Origin of the sequence: Pseudazoarcus pumilus (assembly GCF_002872475.1) — a bacterium.
Taxonomy (GTDB): domain Bacteria; phylum Pseudomonadota; class Gammaproteobacteria; order Burkholderiales; family Rhodocyclaceae; genus Pseudazoarcus; species Pseudazoarcus pumilus.
In genome coordinates, this window is the sequence record NZ_CP025682.1 from 281,881 (window position 1) to 307,498 (window position 25,618).

Here is a 25,618-nt window from a genome sequence, read left to right on the forward strand (position 1 = left end):
GGGATTCGGCCGCCTTGACGCTAGACCCGGGCGAAGGGCCTGTCGCACAGGACTTTCGTGCTGCCCGACACAAGGGCCTTGCCCGGCCTCAGCGAGACTCGACGCGCAGCGCATAGGGGTTTGGGGGCACGAAGGCCTGCTGGTAGTAGACCGCCTGACCGTCGCCAGCGAACGTGACGAAGTCGATGATGGCGCCGGTGATGCCGGGTTCGGCGGAGAGCATGGCGCCGACGTCCTGCGGCAGTGTCGTGACGCGCACGGTGCGGCTGCTGCGCTCGATCACGACGTTGTATTCGCGGCGCAGGATGTCCTTGAAGTTCATTGTCTGGAAGCCTTGCATCTGCGCGCTGGCGAAGACGGGGTAGCGCATCGCGTCGATGTAGAAGCGGCTGCAGCATTCGAACTGGTGCGCGACCGAGAAGATGCGGTCCAGGCGCACGACCTCGCGAACCGACTCGCCCAGGTGGCGCCGCCAGTCCACCGTGGCGCCGTCGTCCCGCTCCTGCGCGACCAGCCGCGGGAACAGCGCCAGCGGCTCGCCGGCGTCGTCCTCGAACAGCAGGTGGCGCGGCCCGGCCATCACGCCTTCGCGTTGCGCGACGAAGGTGCCGTGGCCCTGGCGGCGCACCACCACGCCGCTCTGCACCAGATCGCGCAGCGCCTTCTGCACCGTGCCGAGGCTGTAGGGCGAATTTTCGGCCAGCGCCATTTCCTTGGGCAGGCGATCGAGCGGCTTCCAGTAGCCGTCGTCGATGGCGCGCAACAACGTCTCGCGCAGGCGCGCGTACTTGGGCAGGCCGGCCAGATCGCCGGGCGCGTAGCGCCGCAGCACTTCGCTCAGTTCGGGGTCGGACATCTTCATTCCTCTTGTCGCGCCGGCCGCGCGGTGCGGCCGTTGCGAGAGAATGTTGACAGATAAAACTATATAGCTTTAGTGTTTAAAACACAACGGCCGCCAGAGTCACGAGCAGGCCGACGAGAACGAGAGAGAACCACACCAACAGGGGACTGCAATGCCGAAAATCACCGGCGACTTGCTGCTGGGAAGTGCATTCATCGTGCTCGGGGCCGGCGCCATCGGCGTCATCAGCCAGGTCGAACGCACCGCGCTGGCTTCGCGCGGAATACTCGAATCCAAGACATTACCAACGATCTACGCTGGCCTGCTGATCGGGCTGAGCGTGCTGCTGATCGCCAATGCGCTGGTGCGGCGGCTGGCGGCACGCAGGCCGGCGGACGAGGCGCGAGACGCGCCGCTGCCGGGGCAGCGCCTGCGCTCGGCCGTGCTGATCGTCGGCACCGTGCTGCTGGTGGCCGCGTACACGGTGGCGCTGGCGCATGTCCCGTTCTTCGTCGCGACGAGCATTTTCCTCATCCTGTGCATGGGGTTCTACGGACGGCGTCCGTGGTGGCGCGTGGTATTGCTGGGAGTCGGTGGCGGCGCGGCGCTGCACTGGCTGTTCGTCGCGGTCATCCAGCTGCCGCTGCGCTGAAGGGGCAGGACATGTTCTCCGATCTGCTTCTTGGTTTTGCGGCAACGCTGGAGCCAACCAGCATCATGATGATCGCGGCCGGCACGGCGCTGGGCATCTTCGTCGGCGCGCTGCCGGGCCTGAGTTCGCCGATGGCGATCATCGTGCTGCTGCCGCTGACCTATTCGTTTCCGACGCTGCCGGCGCTGATGATGATGATGGGCGTGTATGTCGGCACCAAGCTGGGTGGCTCGTTCTCGGCGATCCTGCTGCGCACGCCGGGCACCCCGGCCGGCGCGTGTACGGCGCTCGACGGCTATCCCATGGCGCAGCGCGGAGAAGCCGGGCTGGCGTTGGGTTACGCGGTGATGGGTTCGACCCTGGGCGGCATCTTCGGCTGGGTCATCGCGATCACCTGCGTGCCGCTGCTCGCTACGGTGGCGATGAAGGCCGCGAGCGCCGACATCGCGCTGATCGGCGTGCTCGGCCTGATCATGGTCACCGCCTTCATCCGCGCCTCGATGCTGCGCGGCCTGATCGGCGTGACCCTGGGGCTGCTGATCGCCACCGTGGGCATCGACCCGGTCGACGGCACCGAACGCTTCACCTTCGGCACCTACCAGCTGCAGTCGGGCATTCCCTTCGCTGCCGCTCTGGTGGGCTTCTTCGGCTTCGCGGTGGTGCTCAGCGATACCTCGCTGATCGGCACGTCCACCGAGGCGGTGACGCAGAAGGTGCGGCTGGTGCTGCCCAAAATGCGCGAGGTGTTCAGCCGCTGGCGCGCCATCGTCATCGGCGCCGGCTACGGCGTGGGTATCGGCGCGATTCCCGGCGTGGGTGCGGAGGCCTCGCCGTGGATGGCCTACGGCACCGTGCGCAACCAGTCGAAGAACCCGGAAGCCTTCGGCACCGGCGAGCCCAGCGGCATTCTCGCGCCGGAGTCGAACAACAACGCCTCGTGTGGCGGGACCATGGTGCCCATGCTCACGCTCGGCATTCCGGGCGACGGCACGACAGCGGTGATGCTCGGCGCGCTGATCCTGCACGGGGTGGCGCCGGGCGTGACCCTGATGCGTGACGAGCCGGTGCTGGTTTGGGGTTTGCTGGCTTCGCTGCTGGTGGCCACGGTGTTCATGTTTCTGATCGCCTGGCCCTCGATCACGCTGTTCGTGCGCGTGCTCGGCAAGGACCGTGGCTGGCTGTTCCCGTTCATCCTGGTGCTCGCCACGCTGGGCGCCTTCGCCAGCATGAACGACTTCTTCCCGGTGTGGGTGGCCCTGGCCTGCGGTGTGCTGGGCTGGGTGCTGGAGTCGCACGGCTTTCCCACCGTCACCGTGGTGCTGGGGATCATCCTCGGACCCATCATCGAGCAGAACGCCCGGCTCGCGCTGTCGCTGTCGCAGAACGACTGGGGCGTGTTCGTCGGCACCGTGCCGCGCATGCTGATCGCGGCCCTGATCGTCGGGTTGATCGCCTGGGAACTGTGGCGGCACCTGTCGAAGCACCTTGCATCTCCCCGCAAGCAGTCCGTACCCCATGGAGGCAACTGACATGAGCAGATTCCAGAAACTGCGCACCACCGCCCGCGCCATCGCCGTCACCACGCTGATGACGTTCTCGACGATCGCTGCGGCCGATGACTACCCATCCCAGACCGTGCACATCGTCGTGCCTTGGGCCGCCGGCGGCGGCACCGACGCCATCGCCCGCGCCTTCGCCGAGGGCTTCTCGGAAGTCTCGGGGCAGTCGGTGGTGATCGACAACATCACCGGCGCGTCGGGCGCCACCGGCACGGCACGCGCGATGCGCGCCCGCCCCGACGGCTACACGCTGGTGCTCAACGGCAGCTCCGACATGAACTCGACGCTGGCCTTCCGCTCGCAGCCCTACGAACTCGATGACTTCGTCTACATCGGCGGCGTCTATGACAGCCCGACCTGGCTGGTCGCCAACGCCGAGCGCGGCTACAAGAGTTACGAGGACTTTCGCGACGCGGCGAAGAAGTCGCCCGGCCAGCTCACCATCGCCGTGGGCGGCACGGCCAACGCGCATACGCTGATGGCCGCGGCGATCCGCAGCATGGGCGAAATCGACGTGCGCATCATCCCCTACGGTGGCGGTGCCGACGTGCGTCGTGCGCTGCTCGCCAACGAGGTCGACGCCGGCGTGATCCATGCGCCGGTGATGCTGGGCGAGATCCGCGAGGGACTCATCAACGTGCTCACCGTGGGCGGTTCGCTCGAGCGCATCCACCACGAGCCGCTGCGCGACACGCCGACGCTGCGCGACCACGGCATCCCGGCCGATTTCGGCGTGGTGCGCATGATCATGGCGCCCAAGGGCCTGCCCGACGAGACGCGCGCCGAGATCGAGCGCATCGCCGAGAAGGCCGTCGCCACCGAGCACTACCGCAAGTTCGGCGAGAAGTTCGGCTTCGCGCCGGTATGGATGTCGAGCAAGGAGGCCGACGCGCTGATGCGTGCCGAGCTGGCGAGCTTCCGCGAAATCAAGACCAAATATCTCGACTGAGGACGGTGGCGGGGCGTGGCCCCGCCCCCGTCCGGTGTATCTCTTCCCGACATGGAATCCGTGGCATGAAAGCTCAGAATCTCGTGGTGTTCATCTCCGACGAACACAACATTCGCACCGTCGGTTGCTACGGCAACCCGATCGTGCACACCCCCAACATCGACGCGCTGGCCGCGCGCGGCACGCGTTTTGCCAGTGCCTACTGCACCAACCCGGTGTGCATCCCGGCGCGCGCCGGTTTCGCCACCGGCAAGTACAGCCACCAGATCGGCTTCTGGGACAACGCCGACCCCTACGACGGCTCCATCCCGTCCTGGCACCACCTGCTGCGCGATCGCGGCCACTGGGTGATGTCCATCGGCAAGCTGCATTTCCGCTCCACCGACGACGACAACGGCTTTTCCGAGGAGCGCATCCCGATGCACGTCATCGACGGCAAGGGCGACCTGATGGGGCTGGTGCGCGACGATCTGCCCGAGCGCAAGGGTGCGTGGAAGATGGCCGGCATGGCCGGGCCGGGCGAATCTCTGTATACCCGCTACGACCGCGACATCACCGAGCAGGCGCAGATCTGGTTGCGCGAAGAGGCCGCGCGCCATCGCGACAAGCCGTGGGTGCTGTTCGTGTCGCTGGTGTCGCCGCATTTTCCGCTGACCGCGCCGTCGGAATACTTCTACCGCTACTACGACGATCCGCGCCTGCCCATGCCCAAGCTCTATGCGCCCGGCGAACGTCCCGATCACTCCTACCTGCGCGAGTACGGCGATTGCTTCGCCTACGACAAGTACTTCGACAGCGACGACAAGGTGCGCCGCGCCGTGGCCGGCTACTACGGGCTGTGCACCTTCATGGACGAGCAGGTCGGCAAGGTCATGCGCACGCTCGAGGAAACCGGCCTGCTCGACGACACGCGCGTGATGTACACCAGCGACCACGGCGACAACCTCGGCTCGCGCGGCGTGTGGGGCAAGTCGACGATGTACGAGGAAGCCGCCGCCGTGCCGCTGATCATCGCCGGCGAGGGCATTCCGCAGGGCCGCGTGGTAGATGCCGCGGTGAGCCACGTCGACGTGCATCCGTTCATCCTCGAGGCCACCGGAGAGGCCGGCCTGATCCCGGGTGATCAACCCGGCACCTCGCTGATGGCGATCCAGACCGCGCCCGATCCGGAACGCACGGTGCTGAGCGAATATCACGGCATGGGCTCGAAGGCCGGCATGTTCATGGTGCGCTATCGCAACTACAAGTACGTGCACTACATCTCGCACCCCGAGCAGTTGTTCGACCTGCGCGCCGACCCCGAGGAACTCGTGGATCTGGCGGGCGATCCGGCGCATGCCGAGGCGCTCGCCGAGGGGCGTCGGCGGCTGAACGAGATGCTCGATCCGGTCGAGGTGGACCGCCGCGCGCACATGCGCCAGCGCGAGCTGCTGGCGGCCAACGGCGGGCGCGAGGCGGTGATCGCGCGCGGCGACCTGGGCTTCTCGGTGCCGCCAGGGGTGCAGCCCAACTTTGACTGAAGCGAGTGTGTGCGAAGGTTTGCAGCCGCACCCTCGGGTGCGGGTGAAACTTTCGCAGAGTCCAAGGGCTGCTGATGGATGACCTGTCCGCGCTGCAGTATGTCGCCATCGCCCTGCTGTTCGCCTGGAGCGGCTTCGTCCGTTCCGGGCTCGGCTTCGGCGGTGCGGTGCTGGTGTTGCCGTTCCTGCTGCTGATCGTCAATGATCCGCTGGTCTTCCTGCCCCTGATCGCCGTGCACCAGATTCTCTTCGGCGTGTGGGTGCTGCTGCGTGCGCGATTGGCACAAGATGCGGACAAGGCCGCCCGCGGAGCCGACTGGGCCTACCTCCGGCGCGCCCTGCCGTGGATTCTGCCCCTGTCGCTACTGGGCGTGTTCGGTCTGATCACGCTGCCGTCGCGGGTGATGAGCGCGATCGTCTATCTGATCGTCATCGCCTATTCGCTGGGCTACGTGCTCAATCTTCCGGTGCGCAGTCGCGGGTCGGTGAGTGATGCGGCCCTGCTGATGCTGGGTGGCTATTTCAGCGGCAGTTCGATGATCGGCGGGCCACTGATGGTCGCCGTGTTTGCCAGCCATGTCGCGCGCGAGCGGCTGCGCGACACGATGATCGCCACATGGTTCATCCTGGTCTCGATCAAGCTCCTGTCCTTGGTGATCGTCGGCGTCGACCTGCAGCTCATGCATCATCTGTGGCTCTTGCCATGTGTACTGGCTGGTCAGCTCTTCGGCGAGAGGTTGCACGGCTGGCTGCTCGCAGCGGACGCCTCGCGCTTTTATCGCGCGCTCGGACTCGTGCTCCTGCTTACTTGTGTGGTCGGCCTGGGGGCTTCGCTGCGTTAGCGCCGAGCGAACTCGCCGACGCGGTTACGTCGCGAGACTCGCGCGCCAGCGCCACGAAAGCGCGCAGGTAGTCGATGTCGACATCGGCCTCGCGAATGCCCAGGAAGATCTGCTTGGCGATGCCTTTCAGTCCCAGGCGTACCGGGGCGATGTCCAGGCGGTTGGCGTACTCCTCCACCAGCCAGCGCGGCAGCGCGGCCACGCCGCGACCGCTGGCGACCATCTGCAGCATGATGTCGGTGGTCTCGATCGGCTTGTGGCGGCGCGGTGCGATGCCGGCCGGGGTGAGGAACTGCGTGTAGATGTCCAGCCGGTCGGTGTCCACCGGGTAGGTGATCAGCGTCTCGTCGGTGAGATGCTCGGGGCGTGCGTAGGCCGCGCCGCGCAGCGCGTGTCGCGGCCCCACCACCAGTACCTGTTCGTAATCGAACACCGGCTCGAAGTGCAGGCCGGGCTTGAACAGCGGATCGGGCGTGACCAGCATGTCGATCTCATGGCCGAACAGCGCGCCGATGCCGCCGAACTGGAATTTCTGCTTCACGTCCACATCCACCGCCGGCCATGCCGCCAGATACGGCGATACGATCTTCAGCAGCCACTGGTAGCAGGGGTGGCATTCCATGCCGATGCGCAGGCTTCCGCGCTCGCCGCGCGCGAACTGATGCAAGCGTTCCTCGGCGTACTCCAGTTGCGGCAGCAGGCGCCCGGCCACGGCCAGCAGGTATTCGCCGGCCTGCGTCGGGCGCAGGCTGCGGCCCTCGCGGTGCCAGACGGCGACGCCAAGCTGGTCCTCGAGCTTGCGCATGGTGTGGCTCAGCGCAGACTGCGTCAGATGCAGGTGTTCGGCCGCGGCGGTGAGTGAGCCGTGATCGGCCACGGCGCGCACGATGGCGAGGTGGTTGCGTTCAAGCAAAGGCATGAGGGCTTGTGTGATTCAGATTCATGAATACATGAAAAAGTACCATTTTTATTCATGAATTGCTCGGCCTAGCATGGTGGCTTTCTGAACTACGGAACCTCCGTCATGGCACTCACCCACAACCTCGGCTTTCCGCGCATCGGCGCGAAGCGCGAACTCAAGTTCGGTCTGGAGTCGTACTGGAAGGGCCAGTCCACCCGCGACGAACTCGAGGCGCTCGGCGCCCATCTGCGCGAGCGACACTGGGGCAAGCAGGCCCAGCTCGACCTCGTTCCGGTGGGCGACTTTTCTTTCTACGACCAGGTGCTGGACATGAGCTTCACGCTGGGCAACCTGCCCGAGCGCGTGCGCGGTTTTCAGGGTGATGCGCTCGACAACTACTTCCGCGTGGCGCGCGGCCGGTCCGCCCAATCCGCCGAAGCGCATGCCGGCTGCTGCGGTGGCGTGGCGGCCGGCGAGATGACCAAGTGGTTCGACACCAACTACCACTACATCGTCCCCGAGTTCGCCGCCGACACCACGTTTGCGCTGGACGCCTCGCGCCTTGTCGAGCAACTGCGCGAAGCCCGCGAGCAAGGTGTGGCCGCCAAGCCCGTCATCATCGGCCCGCTCACCTATCTGTGGCTGGGAAAGGCCAAGGATGATTCCAACAAGCTCGACCTGCTCGCGCGCCTGCTGCCGGTGTATGCGCGGCTGCTCGACACGCTGGCCGACGAGGGCGCCGAGTGGGTGCAGATCGACGAGCCGGTGCTGGTCACCGAACTCGACGCCGACTGGAGGCACGCCTTCAACCTCGCGTACCACGAGCTCAAGGCCAGCAAGGTGAAGCTGCTGCTCGCCACCTACTTCGGCACGCTGCAGGAGAACCTGCATCTGGCCGCCAACCTGCCGGTGGCCGGCGTGCATGTGGATGCCGTGCGGGCGCGTGACGAGGTGGAGAGCCTGCTCAACCTGTTGCCGGCGAGCAAGGTGGTGTCGCTGGGCGTCATCGACGGCCGCAACATCTGGAAGACGGATCTCGCTGCCGCGCTCGACTGGCTCGAACCGCTGCACGAGCGGCTGGGCGACCGTCTGTGGCTCGCCCCGTCATGCTCGCTGCTGCACGTGCCGGTGGATCTGGACAGCGAACAGCGTCTGGAGGCGGACGTGCGCTCGTGGCTGGCCTTCGCCCGCCAGAAGCTCGAAGAACTGCGCGTTCTCGCCTTCGCGCTCAACTTCGGCCGCGCTGCCGTGCAGGCCGAACTCGATGCCAACCGCGCCGCCATCGAAGCGCGCCGCGCTTCGCCGCGCGTCCACAACCCGGCCGTCAAGGCCGCGCTGCAACAACTCACCGCCGCGCTTGGCCAGCGCAAGAGCCCCTATGCCGTCCGCGCCACCAAGCAGGCTGCGCATCTGAAGCTGCCGAAATTCCCCACCACCACCATTGGCTCCTTCCCGCAAACGCCCGACATCCGCCAGGCGCGCAGCCAGTTCAAGGCCGGCGAAATCGACGCGGCCACCTACCGCGCCGCGATGAAAGCCGAGATCGCCCGCAGCGTGCGCGAGCAAGAGGCGCTGGGGCTCGACGTGCTGGTGCACGGCGAGGCCGAGCGCAACGACATGGTCGAATACTTCGGCGAACAGCTCGACGGCTACGCCTTCAGCCAGTTCGGCTGGGTGCAGAGCTACGGCTCACGTTGCGTGAAGCCGCCCATCTTGTTCGGCGACATCAGCCGCCCCAAAGCCATGACCGTGGAGTGGAGCCAGTACGCTCAGTCGCTCACCGACAAGCCCATGAAAGGCATGCTCACCGGCCCGGTGACCATCCTCAACTGGTCCTTCGTGCGTGACGACCAGCCACGCGCCACCACCTGCTGGCAGCTCGCGCTCGCCATCCGCGAAGAAGTGCTCGACCTCGAAAAAGCCGGCGTGCGCGTCATCCAGATCGACGAAGCGGCGCTTCGCGAAGGCCTGCCGCTGCGCCGCGCCCAATGGCAGGAGTACCTCGACTGGGCCGTCACGTCTTTTCGCATCACCGCCAACGGCGTGGAGGACGAAACGCAGATCCACACCCACATGTGCTACTCGGAGTTCAACGACATCATCGCGTCCATCGCCGACATGGACGCCGACGTCATCACCATCGAAACCTCGCGCTCCGACATGGAACTGCTCGACGCCTTCGACCACTTCAACTACCCCAACGAAATCGGCCCCGGCGTGTACGACATCCACTCACCCAACATCCCGGACCCGCAGCACATGGTGGACCTGATGAAGAAAGCCGCCGAACGCATCCCCGCAGAACGGCTGTGGGTGAATCCGGACTGCGGGCTGAAGACGCGGCAGTGGAATGAGGTGATTCCGGCGCTGACGAATATGGTGGACGCGGCGAGGGTGTTGCGGGCGGAGGTGGTGTGATTGGCGGTTAAAGCCCCCGTTGCCCAGGTAAGCGCCCATCGGGCGCGCACCTGGGATGCAGAAACGGGGTCGAGTCTAGATTTGACTCATTGAGGGCATCCCGACGGATTGCGCTGCGCTAACCCGCCCTACAGAATCTGTTGCGTAGCCGGCCAGGCAATCAGACGGTGTCGGCGGTCGCCGTCCATTCGCGGCAGATGCGCACGGTCTGCTCGGTGGCGAGGGGTTCGCGGGTCAGTCCGCAACGTGCGCCGCTGTCTTCGGTCAGGAAGTGGGCGCACTGGTGGCACAGGCCGAAGGCGCGTTGTCCGTTCACGCGCTGCATGGCGGTGAGCAGCGCGCGCAGCGGGTGTTCGAGTGCGGCGGCGCCGCCGGGTTGTTCGCCGAGGATCTGCTCCACGCGCTCGACCCAGCTCTCGTGCAGCACGGCTTCGCCTGCGGGGGTCAGTTGCAGGTGCACGCGCTTGCCGTGACGGGCGTCCCGCTGCTTGGTCAGATAACCCTTGCGTTCCAGCACGGCGAGGGTCTGCGACACCGTGCCGCGGGTGATGCCGAAGTATTCCGCGATGGCGATGGGCAGGTCGCTGTAGCGGTTGGCCAGCGTCAGGTAGTGCAGCACCTGGATGTGGATGGGCAGCAGGCCGTGCCGCGCGGCGTCGTCGCGCACCGACTGCTGGATGAGCGCTCCGAGGCGTTCGAGGAGGAGAGCGGTCTGGTTCATGGCTGAGATGGTTCGACTCGATACATTTGTTGACGCGCATGATAGAACGATTCTAATCTTAGTCATGCATCGAGTCGATGCATAAACGGCCGTCCTGAGAAGTCGGCGCCGAGTGAGGGCCCGCATCGCGTGCATCTGGCGAGGCGACTTGAACCCGGTGCCCGCGCAGGTCATCGCGGACGGCTGCGCCACATCCACTCCGGCGCTGCGCCGGCCGATCCGAATTGGAGGGATTCATGATGAAACGCATGCTGACTGCTCTGAGTTCGATGGCGCTGGTCGTGCCGCTTGTCGCGGCGGATCCGCCCGTGCCCTACCCGGAGGGGTATCGCGACTGGCATCACGTCAAGAGCATGGTGATCGAGGAGGGGCATCCGCTGTTCGAGGCCTTCGGCGGCATCCACCATCTCTACGCCAACCCGCAAGCCGTGGCGGGCTACGCGGCCGGGAAGTTTCCGGATGGTGCGGTCATCGTGTTCGACCTGCTGGAAGCAGTCTCCGCCGACAACGCCGTGACCGAGGGCGCACGCAAGGTCGTTGGCGTGATGCACAAGGACGCCAAACAGTATGCGGCGACCGGCGGCTGGGGTTTCGAGGGCTTCGGCGGGGGTGACCGGACGAATCGTGTCGTGGGGGACAACGCGGCCGGCGCCTGTTTTGCGTGTCACGCACCGCAGAAGGATCACGACTACGTGTTCAGTCGCTTGCGCGATTGAGCGGCCGTGCCGCTGGATGCGTCGAGGGCGCCCGGTTCGTCGGCTGAGGTGTGGTCGACCGCCCGGGCACCTTCATCGTATTCACCAAAGTTCGGCCCGCTTCAGTGAATCCGCGCAAACCAGTTTTCCGCCCAACGTCTTGAAGTCCGCCGCTTGCAAGGAGATTGCCATCCACGCCTTCGGGTATCGAAGCGGTTAGGGTGCGCGCACCTGGTAGCGCGGGCCGAAGCCGAAGCGGGCGTAGCCATCACACCGCGTCAGCCCAGCCAGTTATCCGAATTTCCAGTCAGCCATTGACGAGTGCAAATGAATGCATGACTGGCCGTAGAATCTTCCTCTCCTGTTCATGGAGTGACGTTCGCCGATGAAAACCCTTCTTCCCGAATGGGCCCAGCCCTGGGTTGCGACCATCACGCTGGGCCTGCAGGTGGTCGGAATTCTCGTCGGCACGTGGGTCGTGAACCTGTTGCTGCGTCGGCTGATGCATCGCGTCGCCGATCACTACCATCTGTCGCGCGAAATCTTGGTCGTGACGAGGCGGTCGGTGGGCTTCGTGATCTACGCCTGTGCGTTGCTGCTGGTGCTCGACCGCTTCGGGGTCTCGGGTACGGTGTTGTGGACGGCCTTCACCGGCTTCGCGGCGGTCGCGGCGGTGGCGTTCTTCGCTGCGTGGAGCGTGCTCTCGAACATCTTCTGCACACTGCTCATCCTGACCACGCGGCCGTTCCGGCTGTACGACCACATCGAGCTGCTCGAAGGCGGGGACAAGCCCGGCCTGAAGGGGCAGGTGGTGGACATCAATCTGATCCACACCACCCTCAAGGAGCGTCTCGAGGACGGCAGCGACACCGTGCTGCAGATTCCCAATAGTCTGTTCTTCCAGCGCACGGTGCGCTGCTGGCGCAGGCCGCCGGCGATGAAGCTGCGCGACGACGGCGATGACGGCGAGTACTGAAACGACGACACCGGCTCTCGCCGGTGTCGCGTGCTCATCGGTACGGATGCGTTCCGTTCAGTTCTGGACTCTTGCGAATACCTCCCCTGTGTCGGTCATTTTGAAGGACCCGTCCGGCTGGGGGGCTGCGATGCGGTCCATGTACTTGACCTTGTAGCCCTCGAAGTCCCGGCTCAGGTGCGTCATCCCGAAGTCCAGGTAGCTGATCCCCCTGGAGACCTTCTGCAGAATCAGTTTTTTGCCGTGCTGGTTCTGGATCAGGATTTCCTCGTCGATCTTCATGATTCTTCCTCCTTCCGAAATGGGCACCGCTGCCGCTTCTCTCTCTCCTTCCCTTGTCGATACCGGTCGTTTGCGGTGCTTGCCTGCAAAGTGGCTGCTCGCCCGGACGCTTGCGCCTGTCATCTTCCGGGCGAAATGTTGCATGTAGTATGCTTGTTTTCGGCGGGGCGTCAGTACGAAGTTTCTGCCAGTTCAGTGCACAGTTTTTGCATCGGGTCGTCGCATGGATATCGAACTCGCCCGCACCTTTCTCGCGATCGTCCACGGTGGCAGTTTCGTGGCCGCCTCGCAGCGGCTGCATCTGACGCAGACGGCGGTGACGGCGCGGGTGAAGAACCTCGAGACGCAGCTCGGATGCTCGCTGTTCGTGCGCAATCGGGCTGGTGCCCGCCTGACGGTCGAGGGCGAGCGCTTCGTCGATCACGCGCACAAGATGGTGCACGCCTGGGAGGCGGCGCGGCGTGAGGTACCCAACCCGCCCAGGCATCCCGACTGCCTGTTTCTGGGCTCCGAGATCAGCCTGAGCAATCCGCTGCTGCTGCAGTGGGTGCGTTTGTTGCGTACTACCTTCACCCAACGGCGCGTGCATGTGGAAGTGGGCGACAGCTCGGTGCTGCAGCAGAAGCTGCTGCGGGGGGATCTGGATGCGGCGCTGGTTTACCGCCCGTTCTATTGCGAGGGCGTGCAGGTGGAGCAGTTGCTCGAGGAGAAGCTGATCCAGGTCGAGTCGGCGGCGCAGCGCGAACCCTACATCTACGTCGACTGGGGGCCGGACTTCCGCCGCGAACACGACGCGGCCTTCCCCTCGCGGCGCGAGCATGCGTTGTCATTCAATCTGGGGCCGCTGGCGCTGCACTATCTGTTCCAGTGCGGCGGGCGCGGCTACTTCCGCACGCGGGTGACCCGGCGGGCGCTGCGCCAGGGCACGATCCGCATCGTGCCCAATGCGCCCGAATTCACCTACCCGGTGTTTCTGGTCTATTCACGCGCCCGCATCACCGACGAGCTGGAGCAGGCCTTTCCGCTGCTGCGCCGCATCGTGCGCGACGAATCGGACTGGGCCGAGCACTGGGAATTCTCGCCCTGAGCGCGGCCCGCAGGTGCCGTCAGCCGGCCGCGTCGAAGGGTTTCGGGACCTTGCCGGCGAGTTCCTGACGGCGCGCGGTGGCCTTGCCGAGCAGCGCGAAACCGAGCAGATCGTCACCCGATTCGAACAGCGCGGCCACGCCCTCGGCGTCCGATTCGAGCCGCCATGTTCCGTCGGCGCCCGCCGGCGGCGGGCACACCACGGTGGGGCAGGCGGGCGTCTTCACGAGTACCGGCATCGCCGGATACTCGAGGGTGGTGTCGCTGCCGGTGAGGTTGGCGGCCAACGTGCGTGCCTGATGCATGATGGGCATCACGAAGGGCAGGTTGAGCCCGGCCACTTCGGCGCAGTCGCCCACCGCATGGACGTGGGCGACGCTGGTGGCGAGCTTGCGGTCGGTGACGATGCCGCGCTCGACCTCGCAGCCGGCCTCTCGCGCGAGCGCGGTGCGCGGACGCAGGCCCACGGCGGAGACCACGAGGCCTGCATCGAGCGTGGTGCCGTCGTCCAGCTGCACGCGATAGCCGTCGTCGGCGCGTTCGACCGATTTTGCGCCGGCCTCCAGCCGGAAGCGCACGCCGGCCGCTTCCAGCCGTTCGCGGAAATAGCCCGCGGCTTCGCGCGGCAGCAGGCGCCCGAGCGGACGGTCGGCGATGTCGACGACGGTCGTGCGGATGTCGCGCGAGAGCAGGTCGTTGGCGTACTCGCAGCCGATCAGGCCGCCGCCGAGCAGCACCACTTCGCGCACGCCTTCGAGCCGATCGGAAAAGCGCGCGAAATCGTCCAGGTCGTTGACCGAGATCACGTCGTCGGCGCCGTCGCCTTCCAGCGGCAGGCGGATCGGGTCTGCGCCGAGCGCCAGCACCAGCTCGTCCCAGGCGATGCGCTCGCCGCCCTTCAGTTCGACCTCCCGCTTTTCGGTGTCGATCGCGCAGACCTCGGTGTGCGCGCGAATGTCGGCGTCGAGTTCGTCGGCCATCTTGGCGCATGGCTTCATCACCAGGCTGGCGGCGCTCTTGCCGGCCGACAGCGCGTTGGACAGCTGCGGCTTGGAATAGAAGTCGGCCGCGTCGCGGCTGACCACCATCAGGCGCGCGTCGCGGTCGAGCTTGCGGAACTCGCGCGCGAAGTTGTAGCCCGCCAGGCCGCTTCCGAGGATCACGATGGTGCGCTGCATGAGAACTCCTTGTCGTTGTGGCGGCCCTTGTGAAGGCGCCGCTCTATAGTGGTATCCTGTTTACCACGTTAAACGAGTCGCGACCAGTGCGCGACGGCACGGGGACACCCCATGCAACTGAACCGCTTCACCGACTACGGCTTGCGCGTGCTGATGTACCTGCACGGCTGCGATGCCGACGAACTGGTGACCATCGAGAGCATCGCACGTCGCTTCGAGATTCCGCAAAACCACCTCAACAAGGTCGTGCAGCGCATGGTGCGGGTGGGATGGGTGCATTCGCGCCCCGGACGCCATGGCGGCATCCGCCTGGCCGATCGCGAAACCTCCCTGCGCCTGGGGGATGTGTTGCGCGAACTCGAAGGTCACCCCTCGCTGGTCAACTGCACCGAGCCGCCGTGTCCGCTGCGTGGCGGCTGCCGTCTCAAGCAGGCGCTCGATGGCGGGCGCGACGCCTTCTATGCCGACATGAACCGCCACACGCTCGCCGATCTGGTGCACCCGCCCACGCACGACCTGATCGCTGCGCTGCGCCGCGCCGAACCGGACGGTGCGCCGGCGGTCCGCCGTCGCGCCTGATCTTTTCCCCTGTTCCCACCCTGATGTCCATGGAGTCCAAATGCTGTCTTCGTCGTCCCGCGAATTGATTCACGCTTCCGTTCCCGTGCTGCGCGAGCACGGTGAAACCATCACGCGCTGCTTCTATGCGCGCATGTTCGAACGCCATCCCGAGCTGAAGAACCTGTTCAACATGGGCAACCAGCAATCCGGCGCGCAGCAGCAGTCGCTGGCCAGCGCGCTCTACGCCTACGCCGCGAACATCGACGACCAGGACGTGCTTGCCCCGGTGGTGGGGCGTATCGTGCAAAAGCACGTCAGCCTGGGCGTGCGTGCCGAGCACTATCCGATCGTCGGCGAGAACCTGCTCGGCGCGATCCGCGAGACCCTCGGCGATGCCGCTACGCCGGAATTGATCGATGCCTGGGCCGAGGCCTATGGTCTGCTCGCCGGCGCGCTGATCGACGAGGAAGCGCGGGTGTATCGCGAAAAGGGCGTCCAGCCGGGCGAGTTCATGCCGGTGCGCGTTGCGCGCAAGGTACGCGAGAGCGCGACCGTCACCTCCTTCCATCTGGAAGCGCTCGATGGCGGCAGCCTGCCGGCCTTCCAGCCGGGGCAGTACATCAGTCTCGCCCTGCACGTCGACGCGTTGGGTCTGCGCCAGGCGCGCCAGTACAGCCTGTCGGACGCGTCGCGCAAGGATGTCTGGCGCATCAGCGTCAAGCGCGAGGCGGACGGTTCGGTGTCGAACCTGCTGCACGACGACATCGAGCCCGGTGACATCGTCGAGGTCAGCGTGCCCTGCGGTGACTTCGTGCTCGACGAGCACGCGCAGGAGCGCCTGGTGCTGATCGGCGCCGGCGTGGGCATCACGCCGCTGCTGTCGATGCTGCACACCAGCCTGGATCGCTGGCCGGATCGCGCCGTGACGCTGTTGTACGCTACCCGCGACGGCGACCATCATCCGATGAAGGACGAAGTCGAATCGCTGGCCGGCACGCACGCCACTTTCGCGACGCATGTATGCTACGAAGCACCCTTGGCGGGCGACCAACAGGGACGCGACTTCGACCGCGCGGGCAGACTCGACCTCGATGTGCTCGAGCCTGCGATGTTGCCGCCCGACGGGCACTATTACATCTGCGGACCGGAGACCTTCATGCAGGCTCAGCGCTCCGCCCTGCGTGCGCGCGGCATCGACGCCGCCCGCATCCAGTGCGAAGTGTTCGGCCCGTCGCTGGTCGCCCACCTGAACTGAGCGCGGCCGGGGACCATCGATGAAAGCCCTTCGTGAATGGCTCATCGCCTTCCGGCCGGCCCGATTGACGGCAGACCGCGCCGAGCGCATCCGCGCGTGCATCGGCGCGCTGATCGGCATCTTCGTGACCGGCATCACCAGTTACTGGCTGATCGGCAACACGCCGCAACTGCCCATGCTGATCGCGCCGCTGGGCGCTTCCGCGGTGCTGCTGTTCGCCGTGCCCAACGGCCCGCTCGCCCAGCCCTGGCCGATCGTCGGTGGCAACACCCTGTCGGCGCTGGTCGGCGTGACCGCGCTGATGCTCTTCGACAACCTGCCCACTGCGGCCGCCGTCGGTGTGGGCGGCGCGATCGCGCTGATGTTCCTCACGCGCAGCCTGCATCCGCCCGGCGGGGCGGTGGCGCTGGCTACCGTGCTGGGCGGCGATGCGGTGCTGGAGCAGGGCTACATGTGGGCGCTGGTGCCGGTGGGGATGGAATCGCTCCTGCTGTTGGTCATCGGCCTGATCTACAACAACGCGACCGGCCGGCGTTATCCGCCGCCGCCGCCCGCGCCGACCACGCACAACACCGACGACAGTCCGCCGGGCGAGCGTCTGGGCTTCACCCAGTCCGACCTGGAAACGGTGTTGTCGCGCTACGAGCAGGTGCTCGACGTCACGCGCTCCGACCTGCAGACCATCCTCAAACAGACCGAGATGGAGGCCTATCGCCGGCGCATGGGCGAGATCTCCTGCGCCGACATCATGTCGCGCGACCTGGTCACGGTGGAGTACGACACGCCGCTGATGCACGCGTGGTCGCGCCTGCAGTTCCACCGCATCAAGGCCCTGCCGGTGGTCGATGCCGAGCGCCGCGTGATCGGCGTGGTGACGCTGGTGGATTTCCTCAAGCATGCGCGGCTGGATCGCTACGAGGGATTCCGCGACCGCCTCTACCGCTTTCTGCGCCGTGGCGGCGAAGACGGCCTGCGCCAGGTCGGAGAGATCATGACCGCGGAGGTCGAGACCGCGCGCGCCAATGAGCACATCGCCCGCCTCGTGCCCAAGCTCTCGGATGGCGGGCGACACCACATTCCCATCGTCGACGACGAGGAACGACTGGTCGGGATCGTCACCCAGTCCGACCTCGTCGCGGCCCTGTACCGCGGGTCTTCCCCGCAACCCTGAACCTTCGTCAATGGAGGAAGCCATGAGCACGACGGAAACCAACACCACGCCGATGAGCGACGCCGAACTGGCGGAGCTTTTCAACACCCTGCTCGAGTGCGAGCGTGCCGGCGTCAAGGTGCTTACCGAGTACGAGAAGGACTTTGCCGGCAACGACGAGGCGGTGCACACCATCGTCGAATCGCGGCGCGACGAGGGCAAGTACTGCAAGCTGATGTTCGACTTCCTGCGCGAACTCGGTGCCGACATCAGCCCCAGAACCGGGAGCTTTGCCGACAAGGCGCTGGCCGTGGAGGGCAAGGCCGAGCGTCTGGCCTTCCTCAACCGCGGTCAGGGCTGGGTCGCGCGCGAGATCGAGAAGGCCCTGCCGCGCATCGACCGCCCGCACATGCGCGAGGCGCTGCAGGAAATGCTCGACACGCATCGCGACAACATCGGTCGCACGGACGAGTTGATCGACGGCCTGTCCTGACCGAAGGCCGTTCTCGCGCGACGAACGGCTTATCGGAATATGCGAAAACTTCGATTTCTTCGGCTAGATTGTCAGCTTCAGCGCCTTATCCGCGGGCTGGGTCCGCATCTTTGGGAGAGCGAAGCATGGCGAACAAGAAGATCGAAGACGTGGAAGGCATCGGGCCGGCCATCGGTACGAAGCTCAAGGCCGTCGGCATCAAGGACACCGACGGGCTTCTCGAGCGCAGCAAGACGCCGGCCGGTCGCAAGGCGCTGGCCAAGGACTCCGGCCTGACCGACAAGCAGGTGCTCAGGTTCGCCAACATGGTCGACCTCTACCGCATCAGCGGCGTGGGCTCGGAGTACGCCGAACTGCTCGAGGCGGCCGGCGTGGACACCGTGCCCGAGCTGGCGCGGCGCCGGCCCGACAACCTCAGCGCCGCGATGGCCGAGCTCAACGAGAAGAAGAAGCTCGTTCGTCGTGCGCCGACCGAAAGTGAGGTTGGCAAGTGGGTCGAGCAGGCGAAGCATCTGCCACGCGTGCTCGAATACTGATTGCCCGCCCGCCGCGGACGGCCGCCCGGTGGGCGTTCGTCCGCGCCTACAGCAGCGTGCACGCCTCGTCGAAGTCCAGGCGCGGGCTGCGCGGATGCAATGCGGAGGCGTCGCCGTAGCCAAGATTGCACAGGAAGTTCGAGCGCACGTCGGTGCCTGCGAAGAACTCGGCATCGACCCTGGCCTGATCGAAGCCCGACATCGGGCCGCAATCCAGTCCCACCGCGCGCGCCGCGATGATGAAGTAGGCGCCCTGTAGCGAGCCGTTGCGCTTGGCGGTCGCATCGGCCAGTTCCTCCTTGCCGGTGAACCACGAGCGCGCGTCGGTGTGCGGGAAGAGCTCCGGCAGCCTGTCGTAGAAGCGCAGGTCGTAGCCGATGATCGCCGTCACCGGCGCGTTCATGGTCTTGTCCACGTTGCCCTTGGCCAGCGCCGGGCGCAGCCGCTCCTTGGCCTCGCGGCTGCGCACGAAGACGATGCGCGCCGGGCTGCAATTGGCGCTGGTCGGGCCGTACTTCATCAGATCGTACAGTTCGTGCAGCGTCGCGTCGGACACCTGCTGGTCGAGCCACACGTTGTGGGTGCGGGCTTCGCGGAAGATCAGATCCATTCCTGCGTCGTCGAGTTTTCCGGACATGTGGTTCCTCCCTGTAAGCGGTTGAATTCGCGCGACGACGCCGCGCCGCTGGCGGCACGTGTCGCGCGTGGGTTGGAGTGCGACCGCTACCGTACATGCAACGTTCCTCGCGCGTCGACGACGGTCCGCGAAATACGCGGCCGCTTGCGGCGGGTGATCCGTGCTTCTATCGTGTAGGGAACGCCGCGCATCACGTGCAGTCCAGAGTGTGCGGGCCTTGCACACCTCGTCGCCACGGGGGCAGACGGCCCATCCCTCGCTCGAGGGCGAGTTCACATCAACTGACGGGAGTGGTCATGGAAGGAGTCGGTTCCACTAGCGGCCCGGCGGGCGTACTCGCCAACGACGGTCCGAATGCGCTCGCGCGCTCGCGCGAAGATCGTGACACGCCGCCAGGCGGCAATTCCCCGCCGAACGAGCCGCGCGTCAACGAAGGCCCCAGTACCCGCAGCAGCATCAGTGACCAGGCGCTGGAACTGGCGCGCCAGGATCCGGTGCCCGGCAGCGGCCAGTCGCAGCAAGTGTCGCAGGACAACCGCCAGCCCGGCGCTCAGCAGACGGGTAACGAGTCGTCCGGCTCTGCGGGGCAGGATGGCCGCCTGATCGCCGACGAGTCACCCAACGAGTTGTTGAGAGGCTGATCGCCCGCTTTTCGAGCGATGAGCGGGGCACTCTCCTCGCCCAGCGCTGCGGGTATCTGGCGAGTACGTAACACGGTACCCGTTGCCGACACTCCGGCGGCTCATGCACGCGAGTGCACGATCTCCAGGTCGGGCATGCCCCAGCAGCGGATGCCACGGTCGCGCGCCATCATCGCGAAGCCTTCGGTCTCGATGAAACCGCGGTAGGAATAGTCGGGAAACAGGACGCCGGCGCGATGCACGGCAGCATCGACGAGAAGCATGGTGCCGCCGACACCGTCGAGTTCGACCAGCGCGTTGCCGCGCAGATCCTGCAAATACTGGCGTCCGGCGCCGCGTGGTGGCTGTGCGATGCCGTCGAGCATGTGCGCCCAGCGCGTGGCGCGCGCGTCGGGCGTGAAGCGGAAGCTGTTCAGGTCGAAGGTCTCGCCGCCGGGCTGGCGCACGCAATGCGGCACGACGATCTGCCGCTGTGCGTCCAGCAGGCGGGCGAGCACGTCGGGCGGGTAGTCGACCAGATCCGCGTCGATCCACAACACCTGTTCCTCGTCACGATGGGCAGCGTGAAACAGCGCGTTGCGGCACTTGGCGATCACGCTGCGGCGCACGTACTGCACGTCGGCGGCCGAGCGTTCGCCCGCCAGGCGCAGTCCGAAATCGCGGTGCAGGATTTCGACGCGGGCGAAGGCGTGGGCGTGGCTTGCGGCGAGTTCGCGCAGCAGCTCCGGTGTGCCGTCGTCGCTGTCGCCTTCCAGAAACGCCAGTGAAAGCCGCTCGCGCGGATGCTCGAGTGCGCAGGCCAGTTCGAAGTAGCGCGGCAGGAAGTGCGCGGCGTTCTTCAGTGGCGTGAGCAGCAGCACGTGTGGTGTCACGCCGGCCGGGCGTTGCGAAATGGCGGGAGAAACGGCGTCGTCCACCGGTGGGGTCGGCGGTGGCGTAGGGGGTTCCACCGCAGTGGCGGATTCCCGTGCGGACGATGCTGGTTCGTCGCTGGTGTTGCCGACCGGATAGTCGTCGAGCGGCAGGCGTTTGCCCAGTTCCTGCCGCAGGCGGGCGTAATCGGTCCCTTCCGCTCGCAATGTCGCGTCGTCCCAATGCCGGTCGAAGTGCTCCGCGCCGAAGGTGTTCGCGCCATGCACCACGTACAGGTACAGCCGTGGCTGGTCGAGCAGTACCACGCGGCCGTGGGCCAGGATGTGTTCTGCCACCGGCGAATCCTCGCCGCGCGCCAGCGCCGGGTAAGGCGGTACGAGCGCCTTGCGGCACAGCATCGAGCCTTCCCACAGGCGGCGCGTCGACAGTGCCAGGCGGTCCTGCGCGGGCCACCAGATCGTCCATCGCTCAAGGAAGCAGGCGTCGGCACGCAGCGCGTGCAGCGCGGCCATCTGGCAGGCGATGCGCGTCGGGTCGTAGAGGTCGTCGTCATCCCACTGGCAGACGTACTCGCCATGGGCCAGTGCAAGCGCGCGGTTGCGCAACTCGCCAAGTGTCGCGCGGGGTCCGTCGGGCTGGTAGATGCGCACGCGCGGGTCGTTCAGCACCGCGACGTGATCGCGCAGGCTGTCGTCTGCGCCGTCGTCGAGGATCACCAGCTCGCGTGCAGGCCAGCTCTGGCGCAGGAAGGCGTCGATGGCCAGCCTCGCGGTGGATGCGCGATTGCGCGTGATCATCAGGCACGAGACCAGCGGCGTGTCGGCGGGTTGGATGTTGCGCAGTGACAGCTCGGTTTCGCCGAGTCGCACGCCGCGCTCGAGCAGTCCGATGCGCGTGCGGTCGGGCGTCAGTGGCTCGATGTCGTCCTGCCCGCGCCACCACGTACCGGCCCAGTGATGCACGGCGTGCGCGCCACGTGTGCGTGCGCGCCAGAACTCGAGGTCGAAGATCGCGCCAGAACGCTGCTCGACGTCGCTGATCGGGTACAGCTTGGACGCCGGCAGCACGCGCACCGGCGCGTCCCCGCGGTACGTTTCCACCGCCCGGGTGAGCAGGAACGGGCCGGTCGCGTTGAGCGGCCCGGGCTCGCGTTGCGCGGCGATCATGCACTCGATGACGTGATCCCAGAACGGGTGCTGCGGCGGCGAGGCCATCAGGGCATTGCATACCACGTGCTTCAGGTCGGGTTCGTCCTTGCAGTGTGCCTGCGCGTGCTTTTCGGGTTCCTCGCCGAGGATCACGGCGTCCGTGTCGAGCAGTTCATCGAAGGGCTCGAGACATTCGAAATCCAGATCGACGTAGAGGCCGCCGAAGTGCTTGAGCAGGAAACAGCGGATCGCATCCACGCGGCAGATCGGCGAGGCGTAGGCGTCGTAATACGGCAGGAAGTGCGGACAGTGGCGGACCAGAAAGGCGCGGTTGTCCGCGTCGGTCCACAAGCGATGTTCCCAGCCGGGGTGGTGCGCCTGCCAGCTGCGTGCGAAGCCGCGCAGGTGCTCGGGCACCTCGCGGCTCTTCCAAGTCTGGTGGATGATGCGTGGAATCATTTGAATCCGCTCTGACAGGGCGCCGCGGTGTCGCTGGTGCCGGCCGGGCTATCATACAGAGCCGTATCCACCGGGCCATCGTGCAGTGTCCATATCCGACTACCGCCTGTTCGGGCTCGTGAGCGCGCCGCGCATCGACGAGCCGATCGCCGCCGCGCTGCATGGCGCAGTCGCGGGTGTGCGGGACTGGGCCGAAGTCCTGCACGCCGCCGCCGAGCATCGCATCGCGCCGTTGCTCTACCAGCGTGTTCGTGATGCCGGGGTGGCCTTGCCCGACGACGTGCGGCGCAGGCTGGCGGCCGCCTACGCGCGCCAGAAGGCGATCGCCGCCGCGCAGGGTGTGACCCTGGCGGAGCTTGGCGCACAGCTCGCTTCGGCCGGGATCGGGGTCGTGGTGCTCAAGGGCGGCGCGCTCGCGCGCCAGGTCTATCCCGACCCCGCCCTGCGGCCGATGGAGGACCTCGACCTGTTGGTCGCCCCCGAGCATGGCGAAGCCGCCTGCGAGGTGCTGCGCGCGTGCGGCTTCAATGCGCCTCGCCCGCACACCCGATACGACCGTCTGCAGCATCACTTCCCGATCGCGCACCGCACGCGTGACGGCATCACGGTGAGCGTGGAAATGCACACGCAGGCCTTCAACCTGATCATGAACGACCCGCTGTCGATGCGCACGCTGGAGCGCCCGTTGTCGTCCTTCAGGGTGGAGGGCGTGACCCTGCGGGGCCTGGCGCCGGCGCAGATGCTGTGGATGCAGTATCTCGGGATGCGCAAGCTGGCCGAGCCCTTGCGCCTGGGGCATGTGGCCGATCTGGCCGCCATCGCCGCGCACTTTGACGACGCGATCGACTGGCCCGCGTTGCGACGCGCGCACCCGGCGCTGTGGAACGCCTATCGCGCGATCCATGCGTTCACGCCATTGCCGGCGCCGCTGTGCGCATCGCTCGGGCTGGACCCGCAGCGTCCGCCGCGAATGCGCGAGGTCGGCGCCGATTATCGCGGCTGGCCGCGCGTGCGTGCCGGTGCAGGCATTCGCGCTACACTGCTGCCGCCAGAATGGTGGGCACGGCTGGTCTACGGTGTCGCGCCGACGCCGGTGAGCCGCGCGTGGTTGCCGCTGCGGCATGCTGCGGCCTTTGCCAGTCAGGGCTTGCGCCGCCTGTATCTGGGGCCGGTGACGCCAAACAGTTTTTTCAAGACGCCAGGTTGAACACATGCCAGAGGAAACCGCCCAAATCCTGCGCACGCGCTATGTCCGGCACGACGGGATCGAGAGCGAAGATACCGGGCAGGAAGTGCTCGTGTATCTGCCCGGAGGCGACCGCACGCTGTATCTGAACGACACCGCCGCGATCGTCTGGCGACTGTGCAGCGGCGAACACTCCGGCGAGGAGATCGCCGAGATGCTCGAGGAAGCCTACCCGGACGCGGCCGCGACGATCCGCGACGAGGTCGCCGCGACGCTGCGCGGTCTGGCCGACCAGCAGCTGGTCGAGGCGCGTGACTGACGCCGCGCACGTCATCGATGTCGGCTTCGCCGGCAATCGGGTACGCATCGTCACCGATTCGGCACGGGCGGCCGACGCCGTGCACTTTCTCTTCGGCCCGCATCGCGTGTCGGACGGCGTGCCCGCCGGGCGCCAGATCGTCCTGGCCGAGGATCCCGAACGCGGCGGCTTCGTGATGGCCTGCGACGGCCGCTTCGCGTCGAGCGCCCGCGAAGACGAACTCGAACTGGCGCTGGTGCAGCTCGTCCAGTACCACCTCGTCGCCGATGCGAGCGATGTGGGCCTGTTCCATGCCGGCGCGTTGGTGCGTGATGCGCGTGTGCTGTTGCTGGCGGCCGATTCCGGTTCCGGCAAGACCACGCTGACCGCCTCCCTGTTGGCGGAGGGCTACGACTTCCTCAGCGACGAGGTGAGCGCGGTCGACGCGGCCGGGTGCGTGGATGGCTTTTCGCGCCCGCTCAACGTCAAGCCGGGCAGTCTGCCGCTGCTGCGCTCCCTGCCGGCGTTGCGGACGGGCTTCGCGAATTCGCGGCTCTCGGGCGGCGTCACCCTCGTGCCCTGGCCGCGCAGCGCGCAGTCCGGCATGCCGCTGGCGCTGGTTCTGCTGCCGGAATATCGTGCCGGCGCGGCGCTGGAGATCGAGCAACCCAGTCCGGGGCGTGCCGCCGCCGCACTCATGGGTTGTCTGCTCAACGCCCGCAACCTGCCACGCAACGGCCTCACGCTGGCCGCGCGCCTGGCGGCCAGCGTCCCGGTCGTACGCGCGACCTATTCGCGCGTCGAGGACGTTCATGAATGGCTGAAGCACGCTGACGGCATCGTTCATGTCCCGGTGGGTCCAGCGCTGAACGAGGCGTGCCGATGACCACCCCGTCGATCTCCTTCATCACCACCGTGCGCATCGGCGAGGAGGTGCGCCGCCGCAATCTTGAAACGGTGTTGGCCTGGTACGGGCGCATGTCCGGCTGGGAGATCGTCGTGGTCGAGCAGGACGAGGCGCCGCGTCTGGACAGCGACGACTGGGCGCCCGCGATCAAGCGCGTGTTCGTGCGCAATCCCGGCCCGTTCAACAAGAACTGGGGCTACAACGTCGGCGTGCGCGTGGCGCGCGCCGAGGTGCTGTTCTTCTGCGACGCCGACCTGCTGCTCGCGCATTCGGCGCTGGGCACGGCCGCGACGCTGTGCACGCGCCGCGCGCTGGCGGTGAATCCCTACGACCGCATCGCCGATCTCGACGAGGCGGAATCCGATGCCCTGCATGCGGGCACGATCGAGCCCGACTTCGAGCGAGCGGACGCCTCGGCAACCCGTGCGGGTGGTCGCGAGCGACTGTGCTTCTGCGGCGGCGCGTTTTTCATGCGCCGCAGCCTGCACCACCTGATGGGCGGCTTCGACGAGCGTTTCCTCGGCTGGGGCGCGGAGGACGACGCCAATACGCTGCGCATGCAGCGCGTCACGCACAACGTCGCCGCGCTCGAAGGCCGGGCGGCACTGCATCTGTGGCACGCGCGCGACGAACTGGCGACCTTCGGCAACCCGCACTATCCGGACAACCTGCAACGCCTGAACTGGGTCGCGCAGGCCGGCGACACCGAACTGCGCTTCCTGTGCGAGGTGCAGCGGCAGATCATGGGCAACCCGGGCAAGTACGAAGGTGTGGTTTGACCCCGTCGTGTTGCGAAAAGACAGCGCAATGCGCTGTCATGGCCTGTTGCGGCGTTTTCGGTGCTAGCATCACGA

26 protein-coding genes are annotated in these 25,618 nt (G+C 66.7%); 19 read left to right on the forward strand and 7 right to left on the reverse strand.

The features are described 5' to 3' along the window. Window positions 1-88: 88 nt before the first annotated feature. The gene (locus C0099_RS01375) at window positions 89-856 is read right to left on the reverse strand and encodes a GntR family transcriptional regulator (protein WP_164084854.1); all 768 of its coding nucleotides are present in this window, start codon (window positions 854-856) and stop codon (window positions 89-91) included. A gap of 157 nt (window positions 857-1,013) precedes the next feature. Between C0099_RS01375 and C0099_RS01380 the strand changes: the two genes are divergently transcribed. From C0099_RS01380 to C0099_RS01400, 5 genes are all read left to right on the forward strand, one after another. Further along, entirely contained in the window at window positions 1,014-1,493 is a 480-nt protein-coding gene (locus C0099_RS01380; protein WP_102245776.1) for a tripartite tricarboxylate transporter TctB family protein, read from the forward strand. Between the two features lie 11 nt (window positions 1,494-1,504). Further along, on the forward strand, window positions 1,505-3,022 hold the full coding sequence (locus C0099_RS01385; protein ID WP_102245777.1) for a tripartite tricarboxylate transporter permease: 1,518 nt from the start codon (window positions 1,505-1,507) through the stop codon (window positions 3,020-3,022). A gap of 1 nt (window position 3,023) precedes the next feature. After that, window positions 3,024-4,001: a Bug family tripartite tricarboxylate transporter substrate binding protein gene (locus tag C0099_RS01390; RefSeq protein WP_164084855.1), complete on the forward strand. Its 978-nt coding sequence runs from the start codon at window positions 3,024-3,026 to the stop codon at window positions 3,999-4,001. A 65-nt stretch (window positions 4,002-4,066) separates the two neighbouring features. Continuing rightward, window positions 4,067-5,521 (forward strand): sulfatase-like hydrolase/transferase, encoded by a 1,455-nt coding sequence (locus C0099_RS01395; RefSeq protein WP_102245779.1) that lies wholly within the window; start codon window positions 4,067-4,069, stop codon window positions 5,519-5,521. A gap of 74 nt (window positions 5,522-5,595) precedes the next feature. Next, window positions 5,596-6,363: a TSUP family transporter gene (locus C0099_RS01400; protein WP_102245780.1), complete on the forward strand. Its 768-nt coding sequence runs from the start codon at window positions 5,596-5,598 to the stop codon at window positions 6,361-6,363. Here C0099_RS01400 and C0099_RS01405 read toward each other — a convergent pair. Beyond that, on the reverse strand, window positions 6,326-7,282 hold the full coding sequence (locus C0099_RS01405) for a LysR family transcriptional regulator (protein WP_173768939.1): 957 nt from the start codon (window positions 7,280-7,282) through the stop codon (window positions 6,326-6,328). The two genes, C0099_RS01400 and C0099_RS01405, sit on opposite strands and share 38 nt — an antisense overlap. A gap of 105 nt (window positions 7,283-7,387) precedes the next feature. Between C0099_RS01405 and metE the strand changes: the two genes are divergently transcribed. Beyond that, the gene (gene metE, locus C0099_RS01410; RefSeq protein ID WP_102245781.1) at window positions 7,388-9,682 is read left to right on the forward strand and encodes a 5-methyltetrahydropteroyltriglutamate--homocysteine S-methyltransferase; all 2,295 of its coding nucleotides are present in this window, start codon (window positions 7,388-7,390) and stop codon (window positions 9,680-9,682) included. Window positions 9,683-9,842: 160 nt separating this feature from the next. Here the strand turns inward: metE and C0099_RS01415 are convergent, their stop codons facing one another. Next, window positions 9,843-10,403, reverse strand: coding sequence for a MarR family winged helix-turn-helix transcriptional regulator (locus C0099_RS01415; protein ID WP_102245782.1), 561 nt, complete (start codon window positions 10,401-10,403; stop codon window positions 9,843-9,845). A gap of 236 nt (window positions 10,404-10,639) precedes the next feature. Between C0099_RS01415 and C0099_RS01420 the strand changes: the two genes are divergently transcribed. After that, window positions 10,640-11,119, forward strand: a complete 480-nt coding sequence (locus tag C0099_RS01420) for a cytochrome P460 family protein (protein WP_228151625.1) — start codon at window positions 10,640-10,642, stop codon at window positions 11,117-11,119. Window positions 11,120-11,483: 364 nt separating this feature from the next. Further along, window positions 11,484-12,074 carry a mechanosensitive ion channel family protein gene (locus C0099_RS01425; protein WP_102245783.1) on the forward strand — a complete coding sequence of 197 codons (591 nt, stop codon included), beginning with the start codon at window positions 11,484-11,486 and terminating at the stop codon, window positions 12,072-12,074. Between the two features lie 57 nt (window positions 12,075-12,131). Here C0099_RS01425 and C0099_RS01430 read toward each other — a convergent pair whose 3' ends face one another. Further along, window positions 12,132-12,356 (reverse strand): hypothetical protein, encoded by a 225-nt coding sequence (locus tag C0099_RS01430; RefSeq protein WP_102245784.1) that lies wholly within the window; start codon window positions 12,354-12,356, stop codon window positions 12,132-12,134. Window positions 12,357-12,579: 223 nt separating this feature from the next. Here C0099_RS01430 and C0099_RS01435 point away from each other — a divergent pair, with 223 nt between their 5' ends. Continuing rightward, window positions 12,580-13,443: a LysR family transcriptional regulator gene (locus C0099_RS01435; RefSeq protein WP_102245785.1), complete on the forward strand. Its 864-nt coding sequence runs from the start codon at window positions 12,580-12,582 to the stop codon at window positions 13,441-13,443. Window positions 13,444-13,462: 19 nt separating this feature from the next. Here the strand turns inward: C0099_RS01435 and C0099_RS01440 are convergent, their stop codons facing one another. Next, the gene (locus C0099_RS01440; RefSeq protein WP_102245786.1) at window positions 13,463-14,620 is read right to left on the reverse strand and encodes an NAD(P)/FAD-dependent oxidoreductase; all 1,158 of its coding nucleotides are present in this window, start codon (window positions 14,618-14,620) and stop codon (window positions 13,463-13,465) included. 111 nt (window positions 14,621-14,731) lie between these two features. On the opposite strand from C0099_RS01440, the gene C0099_RS01445 reads away from it, so the two are divergent. The 5 genes from C0099_RS01445 to C0099_RS01465 all read left to right on the forward strand — a co-directional run bounded on the left by C0099_RS01445 (window position 14,732) and on the right by C0099_RS01465 (window position 18,615). Continuing rightward, window positions 14,732-15,199 carry an RrF2 family transcriptional regulator gene (locus tag C0099_RS01445; protein WP_102245787.1) on the forward strand — a complete coding sequence of 156 codons (468 nt, stop codon included), beginning with the start codon at window positions 14,732-14,734 and terminating at the stop codon, window positions 15,197-15,199. Window positions 15,200-15,239: 40 nt separating this feature from the next. Next, complete coding sequence (hmpA, locus tag C0099_RS01450; protein WP_102245788.1) at window positions 15,240-16,436, forward strand: NO-inducible flavohemoprotein; 1,197 nt, start codon at window positions 15,240-15,242, stop codon at window positions 16,434-16,436. 19 nt (window positions 16,437-16,455) lie between these two features. Next, complete coding sequence (locus C0099_RS01455) at window positions 16,456-17,607, forward strand: HPP family protein (RefSeq protein WP_102245789.1); 1,152 nt, start codon at window positions 16,456-16,458, stop codon at window positions 17,605-17,607. A 22-nt stretch (window positions 17,608-17,629) separates the two neighbouring features. Continuing rightward, the gene (locus C0099_RS01460) at window positions 17,630-18,079 is read left to right on the forward strand and encodes a DUF6306 domain-containing protein (protein ID WP_123785203.1); all 450 of its coding nucleotides are present in this window, start codon (window positions 17,630-17,632) and stop codon (window positions 18,077-18,079) included. 125 nt (window positions 18,080-18,204) lie between these two features. Then, window positions 18,205-18,615 (forward strand): DUF4332 domain-containing protein, encoded by a 411-nt coding sequence (locus C0099_RS01465; RefSeq protein ID WP_102245791.1) that lies wholly within the window; start codon window positions 18,205-18,207, stop codon window positions 18,613-18,615. A 46-nt stretch (window positions 18,616-18,661) separates the two neighbouring features. Here C0099_RS01465 and C0099_RS01470 read toward each other — a convergent pair whose 3' ends face one another. Further along, window positions 18,662-19,252 carry a malonic semialdehyde reductase gene (locus C0099_RS01470; RefSeq protein ID WP_102245792.1) on the reverse strand — a complete coding sequence of 197 codons (591 nt, stop codon included), beginning with the start codon at window positions 19,250-19,252 and terminating at the stop codon, window positions 18,662-18,664. Between the two features lie 296 nt (window positions 19,253-19,548). Here C0099_RS01470 and C0099_RS01475 point away from each other — a divergent pair, with 296 nt between their 5' ends. Further along, window positions 19,549-19,893, forward strand: a complete 345-nt coding sequence (locus C0099_RS01475; protein ID WP_102245793.1) for a hypothetical protein — start codon at window positions 19,549-19,551, stop codon at window positions 19,891-19,893. 101 nt (window positions 19,894-19,994) lie between these two features. On the opposite strand, the gene C0099_RS01480 is transcribed toward C0099_RS01475, so the two are convergent. Continuing rightward, window positions 19,995-22,373 carry a glycosyltransferase gene (locus C0099_RS01480; RefSeq protein ID WP_102245794.1) on the reverse strand — a complete coding sequence of 793 codons (2,379 nt, stop codon included), beginning with the start codon at window positions 22,371-22,373 and terminating at the stop codon, window positions 19,995-19,997. Window positions 22,374-22,458: 85 nt separating this feature from the next. Between C0099_RS01480 and C0099_RS01485 the strand changes: the two genes are divergently transcribed. Genes C0099_RS01485 through C0099_RS01500 form a run of 4 tightly spaced genes read left to right on the forward strand, consistent with a single transcriptional unit; the run spans window position 22,459 to window position 25,543 of the window. Then, window positions 22,459-23,580 (forward strand): nucleotidyltransferase family protein, encoded by a 1,122-nt coding sequence (locus C0099_RS01485; RefSeq protein ID WP_164084856.1) that lies wholly within the window; start codon window positions 22,459-22,461, stop codon window positions 23,578-23,580. A gap of 4 nt (window positions 23,581-23,584) precedes the next feature. Beyond that, on the forward strand, window positions 23,585-23,878 hold the full coding sequence (locus tag C0099_RS01490) for a PqqD family protein (RefSeq protein ID WP_102245796.1): 294 nt from the start codon (window positions 23,585-23,587) through the stop codon (window positions 23,876-23,878). Next, the gene (locus C0099_RS01495) at window positions 23,871-24,743 is read left to right on the forward strand and encodes a hypothetical protein (RefSeq protein WP_102245797.1); all 873 of its coding nucleotides are present in this window, start codon (window positions 23,871-23,873) and stop codon (window positions 24,741-24,743) included. Before C0099_RS01490 ends, C0099_RS01495 begins: the two co-directional genes overlap by 8 nt. Further along, on the forward strand, window positions 24,740-25,543 hold the full coding sequence (locus tag C0099_RS01500) for a galactosyltransferase-related protein (RefSeq protein ID WP_102245798.1): 804 nt from the start codon (window positions 24,740-24,742) through the stop codon (window positions 25,541-25,543). Before C0099_RS01495 ends, C0099_RS01500 begins: the two co-directional genes overlap by 4 nt. The last annotated feature ends 75 nt before the right edge of the window (window positions 25,544-25,618 follow it).